This is a genomic window from Haemophilus parahaemolyticus (assembly GCF_002015035.1).
In the GTDB taxonomy this organism is placed as follows: domain Bacteria; phylum Pseudomonadota; class Gammaproteobacteria; order Enterobacterales; family Pasteurellaceae; genus Haemophilus_A; species Haemophilus_A parahaemolyticus.
On the sequence record NZ_MUXY01000007.1, the window covers coordinates 38,935 to 56,055 of the forward strand.

At 40.4% G+C, this 17,121-nt stretch carries 27 protein-coding genes and 4 tRNA genes; 26 read left to right on the forward strand and 5 right to left on the reverse strand.

The genetic code is table 11. From position 1 onward, the window contains the following. Nucleotides 1-219 precede the first annotated feature (219 nt). From rplN to B0185_RS05775, 25 genes are all read left to right on the forward strand, one after another. The gene (rplN, locus tag B0185_RS05655; protein WP_005619403.1) at nt 220-591 is read left to right on the forward strand and encodes a 50S ribosomal protein L14; all 372 of its coding nucleotides are present in this window, start codon (nt 220-222) and stop codon (nt 589-591) included. Nucleotides 592-601: 10 nt separating this feature from the next. Then, a complete protein-coding gene (gene rplX / locus B0185_RS05660) occupies nt 602-913 on the forward strand; it encodes a 50S ribosomal protein L24 (protein WP_005705990.1) in 312 nt (103 codons plus the stop codon). 19 nt (nt 914-932) lie between these two features. Beyond that, a complete protein-coding gene (gene rplE, locus B0185_RS05665) occupies nt 933-1,472 on the forward strand; it encodes a 50S ribosomal protein L5 (protein WP_005705961.1) in 540 nt (179 codons plus the stop codon). A gap of 11 nt (nt 1,473-1,483) precedes the next feature. Next, nucleotides 1,484-1,789, forward strand: a complete 306-nt coding sequence (rpsN, locus tag B0185_RS05670) for a 30S ribosomal protein S14 (RefSeq protein ID WP_005705950.1) — start codon at nt 1,484-1,486, stop codon at nt 1,787-1,789. 36 nt (nt 1,790-1,825) lie between these two features. Next, nucleotides 1,826-2,218: a 30S ribosomal protein S8 gene (gene rpsH / locus B0185_RS05675; RefSeq protein WP_005705955.1), complete on the forward strand. Its 393-nt coding sequence runs from the start codon at nt 1,826-1,828 to the stop codon at nt 2,216-2,218. A gap of 16 nt (nt 2,219-2,234) precedes the next feature. After that, the gene (gene rplF / locus B0185_RS05680; protein ID WP_005705968.1) at nt 2,235-2,768 is read left to right on the forward strand and encodes a 50S ribosomal protein L6; all 534 of its coding nucleotides are present in this window, start codon (nt 2,235-2,237) and stop codon (nt 2,766-2,768) included. Nucleotides 2,769-2,782: 14 nt separating this feature from the next. After that, nucleotides 2,783-3,136: a 50S ribosomal protein L18 gene (rplR, locus tag B0185_RS05685; RefSeq protein ID WP_005706001.1), complete on the forward strand. Its 354-nt coding sequence runs from the start codon at nt 2,783-2,785 to the stop codon at nt 3,134-3,136. Between the two features lie 14 nt (nt 3,137-3,150). After that, complete coding sequence (gene rpsE / locus B0185_RS05690) at nt 3,151-3,651, forward strand: 30S ribosomal protein S5 (protein WP_005705945.1); 501 nt, start codon at nt 3,151-3,153, stop codon at nt 3,649-3,651. Nucleotides 3,652-3,657: 6 nt separating this feature from the next. Next, nucleotides 3,658-3,834 (forward strand): 50S ribosomal protein L30, encoded by a 177-nt coding sequence (gene rpmD, locus B0185_RS05695; RefSeq protein ID WP_005705941.1) that lies wholly within the window; start codon nt 3,658-3,660, stop codon nt 3,832-3,834. 4 nt (nt 3,835-3,838) lie between these two features. Beyond that, a complete protein-coding gene (gene rplO, locus B0185_RS05700) occupies nt 3,839-4,273 on the forward strand; it encodes a 50S ribosomal protein L15 (RefSeq protein ID WP_005705964.1) in 435 nt (144 codons plus the stop codon). A 3-nt stretch (nt 4,274-4,276) separates the two neighbouring features. Next, nucleotides 4,277-5,602, forward strand: coding sequence for a preprotein translocase subunit SecY (gene secY / locus B0185_RS05705; protein WP_005705999.1), 1,326 nt, complete (start codon nt 4,277-4,279; stop codon nt 5,600-5,602). A 20-nt stretch (nt 5,603-5,622) separates the two neighbouring features. Then, the gene (rpmJ, locus tag B0185_RS05710; RefSeq protein ID WP_005705974.1) at nt 5,623-5,736 is read left to right on the forward strand and encodes a 50S ribosomal protein L36; all 114 of its coding nucleotides are present in this window, start codon (nt 5,623-5,625) and stop codon (nt 5,734-5,736) included. Nucleotides 5,737-5,871: 135 nt separating this feature from the next. Then, nucleotides 5,872-6,228, forward strand: a complete 357-nt coding sequence (gene rpsM / locus B0185_RS05715; protein ID WP_005705966.1) for a 30S ribosomal protein S13 — start codon at nt 5,872-5,874, stop codon at nt 6,226-6,228. Nucleotides 6,229-6,243: 15 nt separating this feature from the next. Continuing rightward, nucleotides 6,244-6,633, forward strand: a complete 390-nt coding sequence (gene rpsK, locus B0185_RS05720; RefSeq protein WP_005705959.1) for a 30S ribosomal protein S11 — start codon at nt 6,244-6,246, stop codon at nt 6,631-6,633. A 28-nt stretch (nt 6,634-6,661) separates the two neighbouring features. Then, nucleotides 6,662-7,288 carry a 30S ribosomal protein S4 gene (rpsD, locus tag B0185_RS05725; protein ID WP_005705947.1) on the forward strand — a complete coding sequence of 209 codons (627 nt, stop codon included), beginning with the start codon at nt 6,662-6,664 and terminating at the stop codon, nt 7,286-7,288. 64 nt (nt 7,289-7,352) lie between these two features. Continuing rightward, the gene (locus tag B0185_RS05730; protein WP_005705977.1) at nt 7,353-8,342 is read left to right on the forward strand and encodes a DNA-directed RNA polymerase subunit alpha; all 990 of its coding nucleotides are present in this window, start codon (nt 7,353-7,355) and stop codon (nt 8,340-8,342) included. Nucleotides 8,343-8,378: 36 nt separating this feature from the next. Continuing rightward, nucleotides 8,379-8,762: a 50S ribosomal protein L17 gene (gene rplQ, locus B0185_RS05735; protein WP_005705993.1), complete on the forward strand. Its 384-nt coding sequence runs from the start codon at nt 8,379-8,381 to the stop codon at nt 8,760-8,762. A gap of 183 nt (nt 8,763-8,945) precedes the next feature. Next, a complete protein-coding gene (locus B0185_RS05740; protein WP_005706004.1) occupies nt 8,946-9,533 on the forward strand; it encodes an FMN-dependent NADH-azoreductase in 588 nt (195 codons plus the stop codon). A gap of 151 nt (nt 9,534-9,684) precedes the next feature. Then, nucleotides 9,685-10,740 (forward strand): [citrate (pro-3S)-lyase] ligase, encoded by a 1,056-nt coding sequence (gene citC / locus B0185_RS05745; protein ID WP_005705998.1) that lies wholly within the window; start codon nt 9,685-9,687, stop codon nt 10,738-10,740. Between the two features lie 16 nt (nt 10,741-10,756). Further along, complete coding sequence (locus tag B0185_RS05750) at nt 10,757-11,431, forward strand: phosphoglycolate phosphatase (protein WP_005705944.1); 675 nt, start codon at nt 10,757-10,759, stop codon at nt 11,429-11,431. 169 nt (nt 11,432-11,600) lie between these two features. Continuing rightward, nucleotides 11,601-11,687: transfer RNA gene (locus tag B0185_RS05755), tRNA-Leu, on the forward strand. 18 nt (nt 11,688-11,705) lie between these two features. Further along, nucleotides 11,706-11,781: transfer RNA gene (locus B0185_RS05760), tRNA-Gly, on the forward strand. Nucleotides 11,782-11,792: 11 nt separating this feature from the next. After that, a tRNA-Leu gene (locus B0185_RS05765) sits at nt 11,793-11,879 on the forward strand. Between the two features lie 18 nt (nt 11,880-11,897). Continuing rightward, a tRNA-Gly gene (locus B0185_RS05770) sits at nt 11,898-11,973 on the forward strand. A gap of 165 nt (nt 11,974-12,138) precedes the next feature. Further along, nucleotides 12,139-12,432: a YfcZ/YiiS family protein gene (locus tag B0185_RS05775; protein ID WP_005706465.1), complete on the forward strand. Its 294-nt coding sequence runs from the start codon at nt 12,139-12,141 to the stop codon at nt 12,430-12,432. 25 nt (nt 12,433-12,457) lie between these two features. Here B0185_RS05775 and hemB read toward each other — a convergent pair whose 3' ends face one another. The 4 genes from hemB to tatA form a co-directional block, all read right to left on the reverse strand. Further along, nucleotides 12,458-13,477, reverse strand: coding sequence for a porphobilinogen synthase (hemB, locus tag B0185_RS05780; protein ID WP_005706464.1), 1,020 nt, complete (start codon nt 13,475-13,477; stop codon nt 12,458-12,460). A gap of 275 nt (nt 13,478-13,752) precedes the next feature. Next, nucleotides 13,753-14,505 carry a twin-arginine translocase subunit TatC gene (gene tatC, locus B0185_RS05785; protein ID WP_005706112.1) on the reverse strand — a complete coding sequence of 251 codons (753 nt, stop codon included), beginning with the start codon at nt 14,503-14,505 and terminating at the stop codon, nt 13,753-13,755. Further along, entirely contained in the window at nt 14,492-15,103 is a 612-nt protein-coding gene (tatB, locus tag B0185_RS05790; RefSeq protein WP_005706105.1) for a Sec-independent protein translocase protein TatB, read from the reverse strand. The genes tatC and tatB overlap by 14 nt, the downstream gene beginning before the upstream one ends. 3 nt (nt 15,104-15,106) lie before the next feature. Then, a complete protein-coding gene (tatA, locus tag B0185_RS05795) occupies nt 15,107-15,331 on the reverse strand; it encodes a Sec-independent protein translocase subunit TatA (protein ID WP_005706144.1) in 225 nt (74 codons plus the stop codon). Nucleotides 15,332-15,682: 351 nt separating this feature from the next. Between tatA and corA the strand changes: the two genes are divergently transcribed. After that, a complete protein-coding gene (gene corA, locus B0185_RS05800; RefSeq protein WP_005706134.1) occupies nt 15,683-16,636 on the forward strand; it encodes a magnesium/cobalt transporter CorA in 954 nt (317 codons plus the stop codon). A gap of 115 nt (nt 16,637-16,751) precedes the next feature. Here corA and erpA read toward each other — a convergent pair whose 3' ends face one another. Continuing rightward, nucleotides 16,752-17,093 (reverse strand): iron-sulfur cluster insertion protein ErpA, encoded by a 342-nt coding sequence (gene erpA, locus B0185_RS05805; RefSeq protein WP_005706127.1) that lies wholly within the window; start codon nt 17,091-17,093, stop codon nt 16,752-16,754. Nucleotides 17,094-17,121 lie beyond the last annotated feature (28 nt).

Sequence of the window (17,121 nt, forward strand, 5' to 3'; positions counted from 1 at the left end):
TAGAAAAATGTCGCTTATTATAAAGAATTTTAATGGTAATCTTAAGCTTAAATAGGTTTTTTTAGCAAAAAGTATGATGAAAGTGACTTAGGTTTGTTGTTTTACATCATAAATAAAGTTGTATTTTGTATTCTAAGTATGTATAATTATCGGGCTATCACTTTTTATATGGTAGTGTCGTCCCGAAAGGGTGTTTTTTTTATTTAACGGAGCACTAATATGATCCAAGAACAGACTATGCTGGATGTTGCTGATAACTCAGGGGCTCGTAGCGTAATGTGTATCAAGGTTCTAGGTGGATCGCACCGTCGTTACGCTGCTATTGGCGATATCATCAAAGTTACTGTAAAAGAAGCAATTCCACGCGGTAAAGTGAAAAAAGGTGATGTGTTAAAAGCAGTTGTTGTGCGCACCAAGAAGGGTGTTCGTCGCCCAGATGGCTCAGTTATTCGTTTCGATGGCAATGCTTGTGTAATTTTAAATAATAACACTGAGCAACCAATCGGTACTCGTATTTTTGGACCTGTGACTCGTGAACTTCGTTCTGAAAAATTCATGAAGATCATTTCTTTAGCTCCAGAAGTACTGTAAGGGGAATGTAATGGCTGCTAAAATCCGTCAAAATGATGAAGTAATTGTTCTTGCTGGTAAAGATAAGGGCAAACGTGGTAAGGTAACTCAAGTGTTACCAAATGGTAAAGTTGTTGTTGAAGGTATCAACATCATCACTAAACACGAAAAACCAGTTCCTGCTTTAGGTAAAGCTGGTGGTTTAGTGAAAAAAGAAGCTGCAATCGATGGTTCAAACGTTGCAATCTTCAACCCGAAAACAAACAAAGCTGACCGTGTAGGTTTTAGATTCGAAGATGGTAAAAAAGTACGTTTCTTCAAATCTAATAATGAAATTATTTAATTAAAACTGGAGTAATGCGATGGCGAAACTGCATGATTACTACAGAGATACAGTAGTGAATGAATTAAAAGCAAAATTCAACTACTCATCTGTCATGCAAGTCCCACGAATCGAAAAGATTACCCTGAATATGGGTGTGGGTGAAGCATTGACCGACAAAAAACTTTTAGATAATGCAGTAGCAGATCTAACAGCAATCAGCGGTCAAAAACCTTTAATTACTAAAGCTCGTAAATCAGTTGCTGGCTTTAAAATCCGTCAGGGATATCCAATCGGATGTAAAGTAACTCTTCGCGGTGAACGCATGTGGGAGTTCTTTGAAAGATTGATTTCTATCGCTGTTCCACGTATCCGTGACTTCCGTGGTTTAAATGCGAAGTCTTTCGATGGTCGTGGTAATTACAGTATGGGTGTTCGTGAACAAATCATTTTCCCAGAAATCGACTACGATAAAGTAGATCGTGTACGTGGTTTAGATATTACAATCACTACAACTGCGAAAAATGACGAAGAAGGTCAAGCTTTATTAGCGGCTTTCAATTTCCCATTCCGTAAATAAGGTAGGTTATCGTGGCAAAACAATCAATGATTGCACGTGATGTAAAACGTGCGAAATTAGCTGATAAATTCTACGCAAAACGTGAAGAATTAAAGAAAATTATCTCATCTGAATCTGCTTCAGATGAAGAGCGCTGGGCAGCAGTGTTGAAGTTACAAACACTTCCACGTGATTCAAGCCCAATCCGTCAGCGTAATCGTTGCCGCCAAACTGGTCGTCCACACGGTGTACTTCGTAAGTTTGGTTTAAGCCGTATTAAGGTTCGTGAAGCTGCTATGCGCGGTGAAATTCCTGGCCTTAAGAAAGCAAGCTGGTAATAACCTCTTTTAATTTGGAATCATGGGAGTAAATACATGAGCATGCAAGATCCAATCGCAGATATGCTGACCCGTATTCGTAACGGTCAAGCTGCGAATAAAGTTGCAATCAGTATGCCTTCATCTAAGTTAAAAGTCGCTATTGCAAGCGTTTTAGCTGAAGAAGGTTATGTTGAGAGCTTCAAAGTTGTTGAAGGTTCAAAACCTGAGTTGGAAATCACTTTAAAATATTTCCAAAACAAACCAGTAGTAGAAAGTATCCAACGCGTAAGCCGTCCTGGTCTTCGTATTTACAAACGTAAAGACGAATTACCAAAAGTAATGGGTGGTTTAGGTATCGCAGTTGTTTCTACATCGAAAGGTGTTATGACCGACCGTGCTGCACGTCAAGCAGGTCTCGGCGGTGAAATCATCTGTTACGTAGCATAATAGAGAGGTAGGAAAAATGTCTCGTGTTGCAAAAGCACCTGTTAATGTTCCTGCCGGTGTTCAAGTTACTTTGAACGGTCAGCTATTAACAGTTAAAGGTAAAAACGGCGAGTTATCTCGCGAAATTCATAATGCAGTTGAAGTAAAATACGAAGCTGATACATTAACATTCGCACCACGCGAAGGTCTTGCAGGTGCAGATGCACAGGCAGGTACAGCTCGTGCATTAGTTAATGCTATGGTTATCGGTGTTACTGAAGGCTTTACGAAGAAATTGCAATTAGTTGGTGTTGGTTATAGAGCACAAATGAAAGGTAACTCAGTTGCTTTAAGTTTAGGTTTCTCACACCCAATTGAACACGCGTTGCCAGCTGGTGTAACTGGTGAATGTCCATCACAAACTGAGATCGTTCTCAAAAGTGCAGACAAACAGTTAATTGGCCAAGTAGCAGCAGATATTCGTGCATATCGCCGTCCAGAGCCTTATAAAGGCAAAGGTGTACGTTACGCTGATGAAGTTGTACGTACTAAAGAAGCGAAGAAAAAGTAAAGTAAGGTAACACTATGGATAAGAAAGTAGCTCGTATCCGTCGTGCAACCCGTGCACGTCATTTAATGAGAGAGCAAGGTGCAACACGTTTAGTTGTGCATCGCACACCTCGCCATATTTATGCGCAGGTAATTGCACCTAATGGCTCAGAAGTTTTAGCAGCAGCTTCAACTGTTGAAAAAGAAATTAAAGAGCAAGTTAAATACACTGGTAATAAAGACGCAGCTGCAGTAGTTGGTAAATTAGTTGCAGAACGTGCTTTAGCTAAAGGTGTTCAAGCGGTTGCATTTGATCGTTCAGGTTTCAAATACCACGGTCGTGTGCAAGCATTAGCAGACGCTGCTCGTGAAGCTGGTCTACAGTTCTAATAGAGGAATTTGAGATGTCAAACATCGAAAAACAAGCTGGTGAACTGCAAGAGAAGCTAATCGCGGTTAACCGTGTATCAAAAACCGTTAAAGGTGGTCGTATCATGAGTTTCACTGCTTTAACAGTAGTGGGCGATGGTAATGGTCGTGTAGGTTTTGGTTACGGTAAAGCACGTGAAGTTCCAGCAGCGATCCAAAAGGCGATGGAAAAAGCTCGTCGCAATATGATCAATGTAGCTTTAAACGAAGGTACATTACAACACCCCGTTAAAGGTTCACACACAGGTTCACGCGTATTCATGCAACCAGCAAGCGAAGGTACTGGTATCATCGCAGGCGGTGCAATGCGTGCAGTGTTAGAAGTTGCGGGTGTTCGTAACGTTCTTTCTAAAGCGTATGGTTCAACTAACCCAATTAACGTTGTTCGTGCAACAATTGATGCACTTGAGAACATGAAATCACCTGAAATGGTTGCTGCAAAACGTGGCAAAACAGTTGAAGAAATTTTGGGGTAATTGAATATGGCAAAAATTAAAGTAACTCAAACTCGTAGCTCTATCGCTCGTTTACCGAAACATAAAGCAACGTTAAAAGGCTTAGGTCTTCGTCATATTCGTCACACCGTAGAACTTGAAGATACTCCAGCAGTACGCGGTATGATCAATCAAGTTTACTATATGGTTAAAGTGGAGGAGTAATAGAATGCATTTAAATACTCTTTCTCCAGCTGAAGGTGCTAAGCACAGTGCTAAACGTTTAGGTCGTGGTATTGGTTCTGGTTTAGGTAAAACTGGTGGTCGTGGTCACAAAGGTCAAAAATCTCGTACAGGCGGCGGTGTTCGTCGTGGTTTCGAGGGTGGTCAAATGCCTTTATACCGTCGTTTACCAAAATTTGGTTTTACTTCATTAAAATCATTCCGCGTTGCTGAAATTCGTTTAAACGACTTAGCGAAAGTAGATGGCGAAGTTGTAACTTTAGAAGCGTTAAAAGCGGCTAACGTAATCACTAAAGATATCTTATCTGCAAAAGTAATCTTAGCAGGTAAAATTGAAAAAGCGGTTAAAGTTAAAGGCTTAGGTGTAACTAAAGGTGCTAAAGCTGCTATCGAAGCTGCTGGTGGTTCTATCGAGGAATAATAAATGGCAAAGCAACCAGGGTACCAAGGTAGTACACAAAAAGGAACTGGCGAGCTTAAATCAAGATTGTTATTTGTTTTAGGTGCGTTAATCGTATTCCGTATCGGTTCTTTTATACCTGTTCCTGGCATTGATGCTTCTGTTTTATCTGAGTTAGTTCGACAACAACAAGGCACCATCATTGATATGTTTAATATGTTCTCTGGTGGTGCATTAAGCAGAGCTTCTATATTTGCATTAGGTATTATGCCTTACATCTCTGCGTCAATTATTATCCAATTATTGACAGCAATTCACCCACCTTTAGCTGAATTGAAAAAAGAAGGCGAAGCTGGGCGTCGTAAAATTAGCAAATATACACGCTATGCAACTTTGTTATTAGCATTTATTCAGTCTATTGGTATCTCAATTGCCCTTCCTAATATGTTGTCAGGATTAGTACCTAATCCGAACATGTTATTCTATATCACAGCCGTAATTAGTTTAGTAACAGGAACAATGTTCTTAATGTGGCTAGGTGAGCAAATTACAGAGCGTGGTATTGGTAATGGTATTTCTTTAATTATCTTTGCAGGTATCGTTGCGGGTCTTCCAGCAACAATCGGTCAAACAATTGAAGAAGCAAGACAAGGCGAGATTTCATTTCTTGTCTTACTACTAATAGCAATTATCGCATTTGCAGTAACATATTTCGTTGTCTTTGTTGAACGTGGACAAAGAAGAATTGTGGTAAACTATGCAAGTCGCCAACAAGGTAGAATGATGGCACCTGCAAGATCATCTCATTTACCATTAAAAGTAAATATGGCAGGTGTAATCCCTGCAATCTTTGCCTCTAGTATCATTTTATTCCCTGCAAGTATTACGCAGTGGTTTGGTCAAAGTAGCGAAGGTTTTGAATGGTTATTTGATTTATCTCAATTACTACAGCCAGGGCAGCCGTTATACATTGTATTATTTACGATGGCTGTAATTTTCTTTGCTTTCTTTTATACAGGAATGCAGTATAATCCACGAGATACAGCGGATAATCTTAAGAAATCAGGTGCGTTTGTACCAGGTTATAGACCAGGCGAACAAACATCGCGTTATATTGATAGAGTAATGACTCGTTTAACCTTAATTGGTGCGTTGTATATTACCTTTGTTTGTTTGGTTCCTTATATCATTACATCATTATGGAAAGTTCCATTCCAATTAGGCGGTACTTCATTATTAATCGTAGTGGTAGTTATTATGGATTTCATCGCACAGGTTCAAAGTCATATGATGTCTTTACAATATGATTCTGTGTTGAAGAAAGCCAATTTGAAAGGCTTAGGGCAATAGCCCTTAAAAAAGGATAAGCAATGAAAGTTCGTGCTTCAGTTAAAAGAATGTGCCGTAACTGTAAAGTTGTTAAACGTGAAGGTGTTGTTCGCGTAATTTGTAGCGATCCTAAACACAAACAACGTCAAGGTTAATCGTATATTTCTTGCAAAGAACCCGCTGAGTAGGTATACTGCTCAGCTCATTCGTCCTGATATGCTGTTTGAGTATCCTGAAACGGGCTTTTCAAGATCAGCATATCAATAAACTTTAAATAATAGGAGTGCATAGTGGCCCGTATTGCAGGCATTAACATTCCTGATCAAAAACACACTGTAATCGCATTAACTGCAATTTACGGTATCGGTAAAACTCGTGCTAAAGCTATTTGTGCTGCAGCGGGTATTGCTGAAGATGTAAAGATCAGAGAATTGTCTGAAGAGCAGATTGAAAAACTGCGTGAAGAAGTTGGTAAATTTACTGTCGAAGGTGATTTACGTCGTGAAGTAACTTTAAGCATCAAACGTCTTTTAGACCTAGGTTGCTACCGTGGTTTACGTCATCGTCGTAGTTTACCAGTACGTGGTCAACGTACTAAGACTAATGCGCGTACTCGTAAGGGTCCACGCAAACCGATCAAAAAATAATCGGAGTAGATAATAATGGCTAAAACACCAGTTCGCGCACGTAAGCGCGTTAAAAAACAGATTGCAGATGGCGTAGCTCATATCCACGCATCTTTCAATAATACAATCGTAACCATTACTGACCGTCAAGGTAATGCATTAGCATGGGCTACTGCAGGTGGTTCAGGTTTCCGTGGTTCTCGTAAATCAACTCCATTCGCTGCTCAAGTTGCTGCAGAGCGTTGTGCAGAAATGGTTAAAGAATTTGGTTTAAAGAATTTGGAAGTTATGGTTAAAGGTCCGGGTCCAGGTCGTGAATCAACAATCCGTGCTTTAAATGCAGCAGGTTTTCGTATCACGAACATTACAGATGTGACTCCGATTCCTCATAACGGTTGTCGTCCACCGAAAAAACGTCGTGTATAATTGACGTTAGAATAATTGGAGAAAGAAAATGGCAAGATATTTGGGTCCTAAGCTCAAGCTAAGCCGTCGTGAAGGTACTGATTTATTCTTAAAATCAGGCGTTCGTGCGATTGAATCAAAATGTAGAAATAGACTTGATGTAGCACCAGGTCAACACGGTGCTCGTAAGCCACGTTTATCTGACTATGGTAGTCAGTTACGTGAAAAACAAAAAGTTCGCCGTATCTATGGTATTTTAGAGCGTCAATTCCGTAACTATTACAAAGAAGCTAACCGCTTAAAAGGTAATACGGGTGAGAACTTATTAGTATTATTAGAAGGTCGTTTAGACAACGTAGTTTACCGTATGGGTTTTGCAGCTACTCGTGCTGAAGCACGTCAATTAGTAAGCCATAAATCTATCGTGGTAAACGGTCGTGTAGTAAATATTCCTTCATTCCAAGTTTCTGTTGATGATGTAGTTGCTGTTCGTGAAAAATCTAAAAAACAAGCACGTATTAAAGCATCATTAGAATTAGCTACTCAACGTGAAAAACCAACTTGGTTAGAAGTTGATGCAACTAAAATGGAAGGTGTATTTAAACGTACCCCTGAACGCTCTGATTTATCAGCAGACATCAATGAACATCTGATCGTTGAGCTTTACTCTAAATAATAGTTAATTTACTTAACATATATTATTTAATTATTAGTAAGCTTATAAACAAAGAGAGGATAAAATGCAGGGTTCTGTGACAGAATTTTTAAAGCCGCACTTAGTGAATATTGAACAAATTAGTTTAACTCACGCAAAAGTGACCCTAGAGCCGTTAGAACGTGGTTTTGGCCATACATTAGGTAACGCACTCCGTCGCATTTTACTTTCGTCAATGCCAGGTTGTGCCGTCACTGAAGTTGAAATTGATGGTGTATTACATGAATACAGCAGCAAAGAAGGCGTACAAGAAGATATTCTTGAAGTATTGTTAAACCTTAAAGGTCTAGCGGTAAAAGTGCAAAACAAAGATGACATTGTTTTGACACTGACTAAATCTGGAATTGGCCCTGTGACTGCAGGCGACATTACACACGATGGTGATGTTGAAATTGTAAATTCTAACCATGTTATCTGTCATTTGACAGATAAAAATGCATCTATTAATATGCGTATTCGCGTACAACGTGGTCGTGGTTATGTACCAGCATCAGCTCGTGTACACACTCAAGACGATGATCGTCCTATCGGTCGTTTACTTGTAGATGCACGTTTTAGCCCAATTGATCGCATTGCTTACAATGTAGAAGCGGCACGTGTTGAACAACGTACAGACTTGGATAAACTCGTTATTGAGATGGAAACAAATGGCACTATCGATCCAGAAGAAGCCATTCGTCGTGCTGCAACGATTTTAGCTGAGCAGTTAGACGCATTTGTTGATTTACGTGATGTTCGTCAACCAGAAGTGAAAGAAGAAAAACCAGAGTTTGATCCGATTTTACTCCGTCCAGTTGATGATCTTGAATTAACAGTTCGTTCTGCTAACTGTTTGAAAACAGAGACAATTCACTATATCGGTGATTTAGTACAACGTACAGAAGTTGAGTTATTAAAAACCCCTAATCTTGGTAAGAAATCTCTTACAGAGATTAAAGATGTTCTCGCTTCTCGTGGCTTGTCACTGGGTATGCGCCTTGAAAATTGGCCGCCAGCAAGCATTGCTGAAGACTAATTTCGGGTCAATAGATTTTCTAAGAAGGAATAGGTTATGCGCCATCGTAAGAGTGGACGTCAATTAAACCGTAACAGCAGCCATCGCCAAGCGATGTTCCGTAATATGGCAAGTTCTTTAGTTGAACATGAAATCATCAAGACAACATTGCCTAAAGCTAAAGAGTTACGTCGTGTAGTTGAACCATTAATTACTTTAGCAAAAGAAGACAGCGTTGCAAATCGTCGCTTAGCTTTTGCTCGTACACGCAACATTGAAACAGTTGCTAAATTATTCAATGAATTAGGTCCACGTTTTGCACAACGTGCGGGTGGTTACACTCGTATCTTAAAATGTGGTTTCCGTGCAGGTGACAACGCTCCAATGGCATACATTGAGCTTGTAGATCGCCCTGAAGTTTCAGTTGAAGCTGCAGAATAATTTAAACTCATATTGAGTTAGCTTTTAGAGGTTGATTTTGGTATTCCATAATCAACCTTTTCTTTATCTTTTCTTATTCTTTAGTTTTTATAAAGAGTTTTTTCAATTTTCGAATCTTTATCTTCCTCGTTATTTTTCCTAAACTGTATGTGTTTTTTCATAATGATTTATTTGGAGTTTCTGATGAAAAATGTATTAGTTATTAAATCAAGTATTTTGGCAAATAGTTCTCAATCTAGCCGACTTATCGATTATTTAAAATCAAAAATTTCTGCGAATATTGTTGAGCATGATTTTGGTGTAAATCCACTTCCTTATTATGATTTAGATGCAGCAACAGGTACACGTGGCGAACCTAAAACCGCCGAGCAACAAAAAGCATTTGAATTATCAAATCAATTAATTGGTGAAGTAAATAAGAGTGATGTACTTGTTTTTGGTGTGCCAATGTATAACTTAGGTATTCCTGCACAATTAAAAACTTATATTGATTATTTAAACCGTGCGGGCGTTACTTTCCGTTATACAGCAAATGGTTCTGAAGGTTTAATTACAGGTAAGAAAGCGGTTGTTATTTTAACGTACGGAGGAATTTATAAAGATGGTCTAGCTGATTTACCAAAACTTTATATGCAAACGGTACTAAATTTTATCGGTATTACCGATATTGAATTTGTTTACGCGGAAGGCATTGGTTACGGTTCTGAAGCGATTGAAAAAGCACAACAATCTGCAAAAGCAGAATTAGATCGTATTGCAGAAACTTTCTAAGATAATCTAAGTCCTCAGAATCTGCATCCTAAGCATTATCCAACTTCTTAGGATGCAGATTTTTTATAATGAGATAGTCTGCTTTATCATTGTAAAACCCTTTTGGCATTTTATTTTCTGGCGTGTAGAATAATCAAACAAGGAGAAATAGATGGCAGATTATCCAATTGACCGTGTGATGGCGTTTGATAAGCGGGCTTATCAGGCGATTGATAAATTGTTGGCTGAGGAAGGGATTAAACTCGACCCGAATTTAGATTACACCTGTGCGATGTATGATGAAGAGGGTGAAATTATCGCAACGGGAAGTTGTTTTGCTAATAGTTTGCGATGTTTGGCAGTTTCCTCAGCACATCAAGGTGAGGGGCTAATGAATGCGATTGTGACCCATTTGATTAACAAGCAATACGAACGGGGTAATTCGCATATTTTTCTTTACACTAAATGCAATTCCGCAAAGTTTTTCCAGAGTTTGGGTTTTTATGAAATTGTGCGTATTGAAGACAAATTGGTGTTTATGGAGAACCAACGTAAGGGTTTTGCAAATTATTTAGAAAATCTGACCGCTTGTGTGCCTAAAGTTCAAGCAAGGCAGCGAGTTGCAGCGATTGTGATGAACGCCAATCCGTTTACGCTGGGGCACCAGTATTTGGTTGAAAAGGCTTCACGTGAGAATGATGTTGTGCATCTGTTTGTGGTGAGCGAAGATAAAAGCCTCGTACCATTTTCAGTGCGTAAGCAGTTGGTAGAAGCGGGTGTGGTGCATTTACCAAATGTTTATTGCCACGAAACTGCGTCTTATATGATTAGTTCTGTAACCTTTCCAAGCTATTTCCAAGAGAATGAAAATGCGGTGATTGAGAGCAATGCATTGCTTGATTTGCAGATTTTCAGTCAGATAGCCAAAGCATTGGATATTCAACGCCGTTATGTGGGTGAAGAGCCGTTTAGCCGCGTAACTAACCTTTACAACCAGATTATGCAAACAGAATTGCCGAAAGCGGGGATTGAGTATGTGGTTGTGCCACGTAAGGCGAGTGAAGGGCAAGCGATTAGTGCTTCTAGCGTACGAGCAGCGATACAAGCGGGCGATTTTGAGAAAGTTTCTGCAATGTTGCCTGAGAGCAGCTACCAATTTTTATTGAGTGCGGAAGGGCAGAAAGTGGTGCAACGCATTCAGCAGGCAGAGGACGTGATTCATTATTAATTTGTAAGGGATAAAAATGGCTTTTAAATATAAAGTGATTGGTTTTGACTTGGATGGTACGCTGATTAACACCTTGCCAGATTTAACGTTAGTGGTAAATTCGATGTTCTTAGAGCACGGTTTGCCAACGGTAACGCAGGAAAAAGTGCTCAGCTGGGTGGGGAAAGGTGCAGATATTTTCTTTCAAAATGCGGTAAATTACACGGGTAAACTGTTTGATGCAATGCAATTGACCAGTATGCGTGCGAGCTTTGATAAGTTTTATGCCACTTATGTATGTGAAGAGAGCACGCTCTATCCTAATGTTAAAGAAACGCTGGAAGCCTTGAAAGCCAAAGGGTTTACGCTGGTAGTGATTACCAATAAACCAACCCGTTTGGTTGAGCCTGTGTTAAGTGCATTTGGGATTTATTCACTCTTTAGTGAAACTTTAGGCGGTCAATCATTACCAAAAATCAAACCAAATCCAGACCCGATGTGGTTTATTTGCAAGAAATTCGGCATTCAGCCAAGTGAATTGCTTTTTGTGGGTGATTCTGAAAATGATGTGATTGCCTCAACAAGAGCAGGTTGTGATGTGGTCGGTTTAACTTACGGCTACAACTATAATGTGCCGATTGAGCAAGCAAATCCAACATTTGTGACGTCAAATTTTGCAGATGTGTTAGAAATTGCGACAAAAGAAATCTAATTTTTGAGGTGCTAGAGAGTAAAAAGGGTGTTTTTGTCTAAAAAATACTTATTTTGAACTTAATTTGTGCAATGTTAAAGATGTTTTTAAAAATATGTTTGACTTAATTTTAAGATTCTCTATAATGCATATCGTTATTCAGTTTTACTGAATGATGTAATAAAAAGTTGCCCGAGTGGCGGAATCGGTAGACGCAAGGGATTTAAAATCCCTCGCCTTTCGGGGCGTGCCAGTTCAAGTCTGGCCTCGGGCACCATTTTAAAGCAACTTAAATGCGGGAATAGCTCAGTTGGTAGAGCACGACCTTGCCAAGGTCGGGGTCGCGAGTTCGAGCCTCGTTTCCCGCTCCATTTTAAAATATGCCCGAGTGGCGGAATCGGTAGACGCAAGGGATTTAAAATCCCTCGCCTTTCGGGGCGTGCCAGTTCAAGTCTGGCCTCGGGCACCATTTTAAAATAATTTAAATGCGGGAATAGCTCAGTTGGTAGAGCACGACCTTGCCAAGGTCGGGGTCGCGAGTTCGAGCCTCGTTTCCCGCTCCATTTCTTACAATAGAAAATAAATGATAGCACCATAAGGTGCTTTTTTTACGTCTAAAATTTTCCTATCTACGTTATTGTTTCTTTAATTTGTTCTCTAACCTTTTGCCTCATTTCTTATGTGAGCGTACTATAATGGTATTTGTTTTTATTGATGAGGAATATAAAATGTCAAAAACGCTCCAGCAAAAAGCGGACGAAGCCCACAATATGTGTAAATTAAAAGACGATTCAATGCTAGACAACGCTGATCGCCAAATTGCCTTTGAGGCTGTTTATGATAGCGAAGCACAAGCAAAACAAGCGGTCGAATTTTTCACGCAAAAAGCAAAATCGGTGGAAACAGAGGCTTGTCAAATGAAGTCAGAAATCAAACCGCTTGCAGATGGCTTTTTAATGCAGATGTGGATTGAATTTAGCTGTCAAGCAGAAGTGGTGTTATTCCAAATGGCGGTGAGATAAAAAAGAGGGCATTTGCCCTCTGTTTTTATTTATGATTATCGTGATATAACCACTCCGCTACCTGTTTAGCAAAGTAGGTCAAAATCCCGTCTGCACCTGCACGTTTAAAGCAGAGCAATCCTTCCATAATACATTCGCGTTCTTTCAACCAGCCGTTTTGAATTGCTGCCATATGCATCGCATATTCGCCCGAAACTTGGTAAGCAAAAGTTGGCACTCCGAAAGTCTCTTTCACGCGCCATACCATATCCAAGTAAGGCATTCCAGGTTTGACCATCACCATATCTGCGCCTTCTTGAATGTCCATCGCCACTTCGTGTAAGCCTTCGTTGGCATTAGCAGGATCAACTTGGTAAGTAAATTTATTACCGCCTTTAAGATTGCCCGCAGATCCTACAGCATCGCGGAACGGTCCGTAGTAGTTTGAAGCATATTTTGCGGAGTACGCCATAATTTGGGTATTGATAAAGCCATTCGCCTCTAATGCTTCACGAATAGCACCAATACGGCCGTCCATCATATCGCTTGGTGCAACCACATCAGCACCCGCTTCAGCGTGTGAAAGGGCTTGCTTAACGAGGATTTCGGTGGTGATGTCGTTTAACACATAGCCTTCTTCATCGATAATGCCGTCTTGCCCGTGAGTGGTAAATGGATCGAGTGCCACATCGGTCATAACGCCTAATTCTGGATACGTTGCTTTTAATGCACGCACCGCACGTTGTGCCAAGCCTTCAGGATTGTAAGCCTCTTCAGTCATTAATGATTTTTTCGCTTCGCCTACCACAGGGAAAAGTGCGATCATCGGCACGCCATATTTCACGAGTAAGCCCGCTTCAATTAAAAGTTGGTCGATGGTTAAGCGTTCCACGCCTGGCATTGAAGGTACTGCTTCACGATGATTTTCGCCTTCAATGACGAAAACAGGATAGATTAAATCGTTGGCGGTAAGTTGGTTTTCTGCCACTAAACGACGACTGAAATCGTGTTTACGTAAGCGACGCATACGACGTTGCGGGAATACGGTGTTGAGGTATTGGGTCATTTTTTGTCCTTTTCTTGTAACTTAATTTCTTCGCTAATTACTTCTGCCAAATCTCCCCTACCCCTCTTTGCTAAAGAGGGGAATATCCTTTAGCAGGTAAGATAATATGGCTAATCTAATGATGTTGAAGTGTAGGCTCAGTAATTTAATTTTCTGTGATCTGAACCCCTCTTTAGCAAAGAGGGGTAGGGGAGATTTGGCAGAAGTAATTACCGAAGAAATAACTAAATTATTCAAACAAGTAGTAAAAATTAACCCGCTTTCGCGGGCTAAGATTAAGCGTTTTCTTCGCTCGTGGTTTCTTCTTCTCGTGGTTTGTAGAATCTGGCACAAATCACGCCAATTTCAAACAACAAGCACATTGGCACAGCCAAGAGTGTTTGCGAGAAAATATCGGGCGGGGTAAGTAACATCCCGATGATGAATGATGCAACGATGATATATGGACGTTTTTCCCGCAAATCTTTAGGAGTAGTAACGCCTGCCCAACAGAGCAAAATAATCGCTACAGGCACTTCAAAACAGAGACCAAATGCTAAGAAAATAGTGAGCACGAAATCTAAGTAGCTACTGATGTCGGTTGCCATCTGTACGCCTTCAGGCGTAGTACTGGTTAAGAAACCGAACACGATTGGGAACACCACATAGTAAGCAAATGCCACGCCACAGTAGAACAGCAAGGTGCTTGAGACTAAGAGTGGGTAGATCAGGCGTTTTTCGTGTTTATATAATGCGGGGGCAACGAATGCCCAAATTTGGTACAAAATATAAGGTACTGAAAGGAAAATCGCCGTGACAATTGTGAGCTTAATCGGGGTAAAGAATGGCGTTGCCACGTTAGTAGCGATCATCGTTGCCCCTGCTGGCAAGTTGCTGGTCAGCGGTGTTGCCAACAAGGTGTAGATGTCATTCGCCCAATACACTAACGTACAGAAAACTACTAATACAAACACCAAACTACGTAGTAAGCGGTTGCGCAGTTCAATCAGATGAGCGATAAGCGGTTGAGATTGATCAGCTTCTTGCATTCTCTTTCTCCTTGTCTTTTTGAAGTGCTTGCGGTGCAGGCTCGTCATCATCTGGTGGATAATAAATCGAGAGTTTCTCCGAAAGTAGGGCTTCGTCTAACTCTGCTTGTTCCGCATCTTCTGCAGTTGTCACCGTTTTTTCCTCGGCGGTAAGCGGTGGATTTTCTTCAGCGTTTTGCTCTTTTGCGTTTTCTTGCACATTTTCGACCGCTTGTTCTACGTCTTTGAGCTTACTCTCGGTTTCGATTTTCGCCTGAATTTCTGCCACTTGTTCATCGGTTAATTTAGTAATTTCACCTTTGGCGGTGTTCAAATCCTGCTGCATTTTATTGGCAGATTGTTTAAGTTCTTCAACGGTTTTGCTTAATTCTGGTGAAAGTGAACTTAAATTTAATTCCTCTGCTTTTTTTATGCTGTCTTTGAGTTCTTGTAGCTTAAGTTCTTGAGCCAATTCGTTTTGCACGTTTGCCGCCAAGCCACGAATAGTTCGTACCCACCCCATCACGGTGCGGATCGCAATTGGCAAACGTTGTGGGCCTAGCACGACTAAGCCCACAATTAACACGAGTAATAGTTCGGAAAAACCAATATCAAACACGGGTTATGCCTGCTCTTTTTCGGTTGTTTTTTGTTGTTCAGCGTTGCTTGATTTTGCTTCGACTTTATCGAAAGCTGCATCTTGAGGCTTTTCATCTGCCATGGCTTTTTTGAAGCCTTTCACGGATTCGCCCAAGTCTTGACCTAAAGTGCGTAATTTTTTCGTACCGAAAAGTAACACAATGATTGCGACCACGATCAGTAATTGCCAAATGCTAATTCCACCCATATTAAAATCCTCTTTTGTTAATAAAGTGTTGAAATAGTGAGAGTTCATTATACGCTGAAATCATAAAAAAGAAATCTCCCCCAAAATGAATAAACGGGAAGTATGACAATCCTCAAATTTTGTTGAATAAAACGCCACAAAACTTGACTCTTTCGTACAAGATAGGTAGTATTCGCACCGCTATTTTTACTTGAGGATTACATTTTGGACAGTCATAGTCGATACTTTTCAGATTTTTATTGATTACCCGCCTTGTCCAACCTCAGGTTGCCGATATGGTCGGTAACTTTCGTTTAGTATCTTTCCCCTTGTTCATTTTGTTCATCACCTCCTAACTCGGAGAAATGAAAAATGATTCGTGCTTTTGCATTAGACCATGCTCGCCTCGTCAGCCTTGACGAAACCTCTCGCGATCAATTAAACGATGCGATTTGGATAGATTTAATCGATCCAAGCGATGATGAACGTAGCGTATTAAAACTCGGCTTAGACCAAACACTCGCAGAAGAGCACGAGTTAGAAGACTTAGAAGCTTCTGCTCGCTTTTTCGAAGATGAAGATGGTTTACACCTTCATTCCTTCTTTTACTGCTTAGATGACGACGATTACGCCGATATTTCAACGGTCGCATTTACCATTCGCGATGGGCGTTTGTTCACATTGCGTGAGCGTGATTTGCCTGCATTCCGCTTATATCGTATGCGTTCTCGTCGAATGAAATTGCTTGATAGCAACGCTTATGAATTATTGCTTGACCTGTTCGAGACCAAAATCGAACAGTTGGCGGATGTAATCGAAACGGTTTATGCTGATTTAGAAAATATGAGCCACGTGATTTTGGACGGCAAACAAGAGGGCGACAGCCTGAATGAAGCGCTTTCAGACCTTACCGAATTGGAAGATGTGAGCTCAAAAGTGCGTTTGTGCTTGATGGATACGCAACGTGCGTTGAGTTTCTTACTACGCAAAACCCGTTTGCCAAACAACCAGCTCGAACAAGCACGCGATATTATGCGAGATATTGAATCTTTGCAGCCGCACAATGAATCGTTGTTCCAAAAAGTGAACTTCTTAATGCAGGCGGCAATGGGTTTCATCAATATTGAACAGAACCGTATTATGAAATTCTTTTCGGTAGTTTCTGTGATGTTCCTCCCTGCAACATTGGTGGCATCTACTTACGGAATGAACTTTGAGTTTATGCCAGAGCTTCATTTCAAATATGGTTATCCAATGGCGATTTGCTTGATGATTGTTGCTGCAGCTTCTCCATATTGGTATTTTAAACGGAAAGGATGGTTGTAAAAAATGCCTCTCTTTATTGGATAAAGAGAGGCATTTTTATCATTTTCGTGGATAAATCTTGAATTATTTGAGGTTACCTTACTCAAGCGGTCAATTTTTACCAATAAAATGTAAATTAAATGCTAAAAGAAGAACCACAGCCACAGGTTGAACTTGCATTCGGATTCTGCACTACAAAACGTGAACCATCTAGTCCTTCGGTGTAATCGACTGTGCCACCGATCAAATATTGTAAACTCATTGGATCCACTACTAAACCGACATTTTGGTTTTCAATGGTTAAATCTCCGTCATTAACTTGATCGTCAAAGGTAAAACCATATTGGAATCCGCTGCAGCCCCCGCCTGTGATATACACACGTAAACGGAGATTGGGATTATCTTCCCCTTCAATTAAACTCTTCACCTTTCTTGCTGCAGCATCTGTAAAGATGAGAGGAATTTGGATATCACTCATATTAGCCTTATAACAAAAACAAATAATG

Coding starts and splice junctions, on each gene's coding strand:
- rplN (WP_005619403.1), top strand. CDS start 220: ATGATCCAAGAACAGACTATGCTGGATGTTGCTGATAACTCAGGGGCT.
- rplX (WP_005705990.1), top strand. CDS start 602: ATGGCTGCTAAAATCCGTCAAAATGATGAAGTAATTGTTCTTGCTGGT.
- rplE (WP_005705961.1), top strand. CDS start 933: ATGGCGAAACTGCATGATTACTACAGAGATACAGTAGTGAATGAATTA.
- rpsH (WP_005705955.1), top strand. CDS start 1,826: ATGAGCATGCAAGATCCAATCGCAGATATGCTGACCCGTATTCGTAAC.
- rplF (WP_005705968.1), top strand. CDS start 2,235: ATGTCTCGTGTTGCAAAAGCACCTGTTAATGTTCCTGCCGGTGTTCAA.
- rplR (WP_005706001.1), top strand. CDS start 2,783: ATGGATAAGAAAGTAGCTCGTATCCGTCGTGCAACCCGTGCACGTCAT.
- rpsE (WP_005705945.1), top strand. CDS start 3,151: ATGTCAAACATCGAAAAACAAGCTGGTGAACTGCAAGAGAAGCTAATC.
- rpmD (WP_005705941.1), top strand. CDS start 3,658: ATGGCAAAAATTAAAGTAACTCAAACTCGTAGCTCTATCGCTCGTTTA.
- rplO (WP_005705964.1), top strand. CDS start 3,839: ATGCATTTAAATACTCTTTCTCCAGCTGAAGGTGCTAAGCACAGTGCT.
- secY (WP_005705999.1), top strand. CDS start 4,277: ATGGCAAAGCAACCAGGGTACCAAGGTAGTACACAAAAAGGAACTGGC.
- rpmJ (WP_005705974.1), top strand. CDS start 5,623: ATGAAAGTTCGTGCTTCAGTTAAAAGAATGTGCCGTAACTGTAAAGTT.
- rpsK (WP_005705959.1), top strand. CDS start 6,244: ATGGCTAAAACACCAGTTCGCGCACGTAAGCGCGTTAAAAAACAGATT.
- rpsD (WP_005705947.1), top strand. CDS start 6,662: ATGGCAAGATATTTGGGTCCTAAGCTCAAGCTAAGCCGTCGTGAAGGT.
- B0185_RS05730 (WP_005705977.1), top strand. CDS start 7,353: ATGCAGGGTTCTGTGACAGAATTTTTAAAGCCGCACTTAGTGAATATT.
- rplQ (WP_005705993.1), top strand. CDS start 8,379: ATGCGCCATCGTAAGAGTGGACGTCAATTAAACCGTAACAGCAGCCAT.
- B0185_RS05740 (WP_005706004.1), top strand. CDS start 8,946: ATGAAAAATGTATTAGTTATTAAATCAAGTATTTTGGCAAATAGTTCT.
- citC (WP_005705998.1), top strand. CDS start 9,685: ATGGCAGATTATCCAATTGACCGTGTGATGGCGTTTGATAAGCGGGCT.
- B0185_RS05750 (WP_005705944.1), top strand. CDS start 10,757: ATGGCTTTTAAATATAAAGTGATTGGTTTTGACTTGGATGGTACGCTG.
- B0185_RS05775 (WP_005706465.1), top strand. CDS start 12,139: ATGTCAAAAACGCTCCAGCAAAAAGCGGACGAAGCCCACAATATGTGT.
- hemB (WP_005706464.1), bottom strand. CDS start 13,477: ATGACCCAATACCTCAACACCGTATTCCCGCAACGTCGTATGCGTCGC.
- tatC (WP_005706112.1), bottom strand. CDS start 14,505: ATGCAAGAAGCTGATCAATCTCAACCGCTTATCGCTCATCTGATTGAA.
- tatA (WP_005706144.1), bottom strand. CDS start 15,331: ATGGGTGGAATTAGCATTTGGCAATTACTGATCGTGGTCGCAATCATT.
- corA (WP_005706134.1), top strand. CDS start 15,683: ATGATTCGTGCTTTTGCATTAGACCATGCTCGCCTCGTCAGCCTTGAC.
- erpA (WP_005706127.1), bottom strand. CDS start 17,093: ATGAGTGATATCCAAATTCCTCTCATCTTTACAGATGCTGCAGCAAGA.